Here is a 5276-nt window from a genome sequence, read left to right as displayed (position 1 = left end):
AGTGAAACCTGAAACGTGAAACGTTAACCCAAATATACCAAATACCAATTAACGATTAACCAAAAAGGAGATGAGTCAATGAAATTACGTTTAGAGGATGTAGCTTGCCTACACCCAGACCAAATGTTGATAGAATTCTCCCCAGAAGAACGAGAAAAAGCATGGCAACAAACCCAAGCTCAAGGTTATTCTAACCAAGCTGCTCGTTGGCGAGCCTATCTGAATTGTCTCTGTCTGAATACGTTTTTAAGCTATCTGGACACAGAAGCAAATTTAACAGAACCAAATTTAACAGGAACAAATTTACTAGAAACAGCACTAGACAAAGCACTAAACAAACCACTAGATACACCACTAAACAAACCACTAAACAAACCACTAAACAAAGCATTAGTATGGCCAGAGTTGGGGGATTTACCAAGTTTCTGGGACGTAGTGAATGGTACAGCTGTTGAGCTAAACCAGACGCGACTGGTATTAATTCCTAGTGAAGAAATCAAATTTACAGCGTTGCGAGTACCGCGAGAGTGGGTTGATATTCCTGAGTGGGCTAGTCATTATTATGTGGCGATGCAACTGAATTTAGAAGAATGCTGGTTACAGGTGTGGGGATACACCACTTATCAACAGTTACGTGATCATGGTAACTATGACATCATCGATGAAACCTATGCTGTGGATGCAGTAGATTTAATTGAAGATTTGAATGTGATGTGGGTAACGGAGGAACTTACTCCAAGTCCCAAACTGACAGTAAAGCCAATGGCAAGATTATCCTGTGATGAAGCAACAACGTTAATCAAGCAATTGAGCCAGGAAACTCCTTACTCTCCGAGGCTAGATATTCCTTTTGCTAAGTGGCAGGCACTGGTATCAAATTCTAAATGGCGCAAAGAATTATATAAACAACGTTCCCTAGTTTACTCTCGTAAGCCATCTATAAACTTACTCTCATGGCTGGATAATTTCCTGGAGGCTGGTTGGCAAACTGTTGAGGAAGTTCGAGCACGTAATTGTCAACCTACTCTAAGAGTAGCTTACCGGTCTCAACAGACTCGTTTGAAGGATAGTTTGAATGGTAATTCTTCAGCATCTTCCCCCTTTTACGAAAATATCCCTGAAGCTGTGACCGCAATTATTAAACTATTAAAGACCAATAACAGTAAACAAACTAACTTACCGGCTATAGAATTATTGGGTGAAATTGCTCATGGTAGCTTAGACGCGATCGCATTGCTTGCTGACATGATCAATACTACTCACGATCATGACTTACGCCGCCAAGCCGCTGTCAGTTTAGGAAAACTTGACCCAAATCATCCCCAAGCTGGGATTAGGCGAGTTAAGATAATTGATTTAGAAATGCAACTGAATGGGAGCAAAGTAGCATTTATGGTTACTCTCATACCTGAAGCAGATGGGGGAATTAATGTTCACTTACGGGTGTATCCTACTAATGAGAAATATCTAAAAAATAATCTCCAATTGCTAGTACTTGATCAGCAGGGAGAAATTTTCTTGTCGGCTCAGTCGAGAAGTGCTGATAATTGGATCCAATTAGAGTTTCATGGCGAAAGGGGGGATAGGTTTATGGTAAAATTGGTACTGGTAGATGCCAGCTTTTCCAAAGAGTTTGTCTTGTAACTTATCTTGGGTTGTTCGCGTAGCGTGGCCTTTTGGCCAAGGTTGTGAGGTTGTTCGCGTAGCGTGGCCTTTTGGCCAAGGTTGTGAGGTTGTGAGATTGTGAGGTTGTGAGGTTGTTCGCCTTTGGCGTTCGGTGTAGGGTAGGTTGTCTGTCAGAATGCAGAATGTAGAATGTAGAATGCAGAATGTAGAATGTAGAATGCAGAATGCAGAATGTAGAATGCAGAATGCAGAATGCAGAATGCAGAATGCAGAATGTAGAATGCAGAATGCAGAATGCAGAATGCAGAATGCAGAATTCCCAATTCTAAATTATAAATTCTACATTCTTAATTCAAAAATGTTGTTCGCCTTTGGCGTTCCCGTAGGGTAGGGTGATTAATTTGTCACCTATGTTCGGTTGAATGTTTTTATATAGCGTTTCTCATACTTATCAGGTAGAGTCAATTTTATTACCCCGACTCCCGACTCCCTCGGTGCGCTTGACCCGTAATTAAATTCGCCACGGGTCGCACCGCTCCCGACTCCCTAAAACCCAGGACTTTCTCTCCCAACCAATTTAAAAAATATATTAATAAATTCAATAATACCGGATGAAAAATGACGAATTTAGTTACTTTAAAAATAGTTGATGGTGACTTTGAACAGGGGTTTCGGGTCATCCTCAAAATTGGGATTGATGCCAAGGAAAATAATTTAATGGCTAGAGAAATTGACGGTTGGTTACCACCAGCACCTCACATTAACCAATTGTGTGACAGTTGGCTCTTAAGCTATCGTGCTCAAGGGAGAATCAAAGTGCATCGGAAACTGACAGCTCCCTCAGAACAGATAACCAACTATTCAATTATCCACTCAGCTCAGGATTTACAAGAGGCGATCAATAATTGGCTAAATTCAACCGATAGAAAGTTTCAACGCTTCCGGGATCAAGTGTTAAAATCTTTATCGACCAATGACCAGATTCGGTTTATTATTCAAACTAATAATCTCAAACTTTGGCAACTGCCTTGGCATCTCTGGGATGTCTTGTCCGATTGTGATATTGAGGTTAATTTCAGTGCTTCAGAATTTCCCCCACCCTCACCACCAAGCAAAAAATATATAAATAAAGTCAGAATATTGGCAATTCTAGGAGATGACACCGGGATTGATATCCAGAAGGATTTGGCATTACTCCAGGAGGAATTACCCGATGCAGAAATTTCCCCCTTAATCAGTCCCCAAAAAAAACAATTAAGCCAGGAATTATGGGAAAAAAAGTGGGAGATATTGTTTTTTGCTGGTCATAGTTTTACCCAGAATAAAAAGAATTTACAAGGACGGTTTTTCATCAATCAGGATGAAAGCATCACCATTGAGGAGTTAAAGTATGGTCTAACCAATGCGATTAAGAATGGGTTGAAGTTGGCTATCTTTAATTCCTGTGATGGGTTAGGATTAGCAGCAGAATTGGTTAGTTTACCAATCTCGACAACCCTGGTAATGCGGGAAAAGGTGCCAGATGAGGTAGCTCAGAAGTTTTTGAGGTATTTTCTCAACGCATTTGCCACAAAGGGAAAATCCTTATCGGATTCAGTGTGGGAAACCCGGAAAAGATTGCAGGAGGAGGTAGAAGATAACTATCCCTGTGCCAGTTGGTTACCAGTGATATTTCAGAATCCTGCTCTGAAACCGCCAACTTGGAAAGACTTGACTAAGGGATTCTATACCAAGAATAAACCCAAACTCTCAACGGTTTTACTGGTAAGTTTTATTGCCACTATTGCAGTGATCACAATACGATCGCTAGGGCTGTTACAAGGATCAGAATTACGTGCTTTCGACCATCTCATGGGTCTGCGACCACCTGAAAAGCGGGATGAGCGGGTTTTAGTAATTGCGGTGGAAGAACCAGATATTAAGTATCAGGACAAGATGGGTTGGTCGAGGAAAGGGTCATTATCCGATACGGCTCTGGCACAACTGTTGCGGAAACTCAACCCTGATCAACCGCGAGTGATTGGCTTAGATATTTATCATGACTTTGAGTTTGAACCCAGCTTAGCTACTCAATTGAAGCAAAATCCCCGTTTCATTGCGGTGTGCAAAATGCCAAGTATTGATCAGACTGCTATCGCTTCACCACCCGGTATGGCATCACAACAGATCGGCTTTAGTGATTTGCCTCGTGACCCAGATGATATTATCCGCCGCCAATTTCTAGCGATGACCCCTTCGGATACTTGTGATACCAGTTACTCTCTGAGTTTACAAGTCGCTCTGAATTACCTAGCCCAAGAGGGAATCCCGCCGATGACGAGAAATTCAGCAGGGGATGTAGAAATCGGTGGTGTGATGTTTCGGAAATTCCCACACAATGCTGGTGGGTATCAGTTAGAGCCAGATCATGCCATGGGATATCAGATGCTCCTTAATTACCGTGCTAAGAATCCCAAAAAAGTTAATCTCCAAGACTTACTCAAGGGTAAACTCGATTCCCAACTGCCCACTTTGGTCAAGGATAAGATTGTCTTGATTGGGGTGGGTAAAGATTCAAAGGATGTACACCTGACTCCCTATACTAAAGGGCCATGGCCTGACAAAATACCTGGGGTTATGGTTCACGCTCAGATGACTAGTCAGATTATTAGTGCTGTTTTGAATCAACGACCCTTGCTCTGGTGGTTGCCACAGTGGGGGGAACTGCTTTGGATTGGTAGTTGGTCTTTGGTGGGAGGCCTATTAGTTTGGCGTTTACATTCCCCATCCTACTTGGGAGTTGCTGTTTTTGCTGGTATCAGCCTCTTATCTGGAGTCTGTTATGTTCTCTTACTCCAAGGGGGATGGATACCCTTTATACCATCAGCCTTGGGGTTAGTGGCAACCAGTGGTTCCATCGTAGTTTATAGCATTTTCAAATGAATTGTAAACAATAATGACAGTTTTTTATATTCCCAAAAATCCCTAGATACTTGATTAGCTATTGCCTGTTGCCTCTTGCCTCTTGCCTTTACTAATCACGATTATGTTTACATCTCAAATGGAAAGGCTAGATTTATCATCCAAGTCTTTTAGATAATTTTGATAAAAAGGTTATTTGTTTAAAGATTTAGTGAATTTTAATTCAACTAGAGAAATGAGTCGGGATTGATATGTAATACTGTTTTTGGTAGATAAATCAGTCATCAAGGTTAACTGCGTCATTGTTCTCATAGCTACCAACCTGAAGGCGTAAACGAAAAGTAACCATTCAGTGGTCAGCGGTCAGTGGTCAGCCGTCAGCCGTGGGCTTTTGGCCCACGCTGGGCGAACAGTAGCGTGGCACAGGCTAGAAGCCTGTGACGTAGCCCATAAGCTGATCACTGATGATACCTGTACCTGAAAGCTGATCGCTGAATGCTGATAGCTGAATGCTTACAACGAAAAGACACCCAGGTTGAGATCTAGCATTTCTAAATAGATCGCGTTGCATCAGTCTTTGAATGAATAGGAGTAGAGTGGGCATCCTGCCCGCCCGAAAATATATTGAAACTGGCAAGATGCCAGTTCCACGCAAGATGCCCATTCCACAGGTGCGACCCGTGGCGAATTTAATTCGCCAAGGTCAAGCGCACCTAAGCAAGATGCCTATTCCACAGGTGCGACCCAAG

3 protein-coding genes are annotated in these 5276 nt (G+C 42.2%); all 3 read left to right on the top strand.

The annotated features are described in order from the left end of the window. Positions 1-78: 78 nt before the first annotated feature. The 3 genes from F6K38_RS05670 to F6K38_RS05660 all read left to right on the top strand — a co-directional run bounded on the left by F6K38_RS05670 (position 79) and on the right by F6K38_RS05660 (position 5008). Positions 79-1644, top strand: coding sequence for a DUF1822 family protein (locus tag F6K38_RS05670; protein ID WP_287356256.1), 1566 nt, complete (start codon positions 79-81; stop codon positions 1642-1644). Between the two features lie 600 nt (positions 1645-2244). Beyond that, complete coding sequence (locus F6K38_RS05665) at positions 2245-4548, top strand: CHASE2 domain-containing protein (RefSeq protein WP_008184910.1); 2304 nt, start codon at positions 2245-2247, stop codon at positions 4546-4548. Positions 4549-4879: 331 nt separating this feature from the next. Further along, positions 4880-5008 (top strand): hypothetical protein, encoded by a 129-nt coding sequence (locus F6K38_RS05660; RefSeq protein WP_267872042.1) that lies wholly within the window; start codon positions 4880-4882, stop codon positions 5006-5008. Positions 5009-5276 lie beyond the last annotated feature (268 nt).

This window comes from Moorena sp. SIO3B2 (genome assembly GCF_010692525.1).
GTDB lineage: Bacteria > Cyanobacteriota > Cyanobacteriia > Cyanobacteriales > Coleofasciculaceae > Moorena > Moorena producens.
This window is presented reverse-complemented; position numbering and strand designations above follow the sequence as displayed.

Excerpts from the sequence above, each read along its gene's own strand:
- F6K38_RS05670 (WP_287356256.1), top strand. The coding sequence starts at position 79 with ATGAAATTACGTTTAGAGGATGTAGCTTGCCTACACCCAGACCAAATG.
- F6K38_RS05665 (WP_008184910.1), top strand. The coding sequence starts at position 2,245 with ATGACGAATTTAGTTACTTTAAAAATAGTTGATGGTGACTTTGAACAG.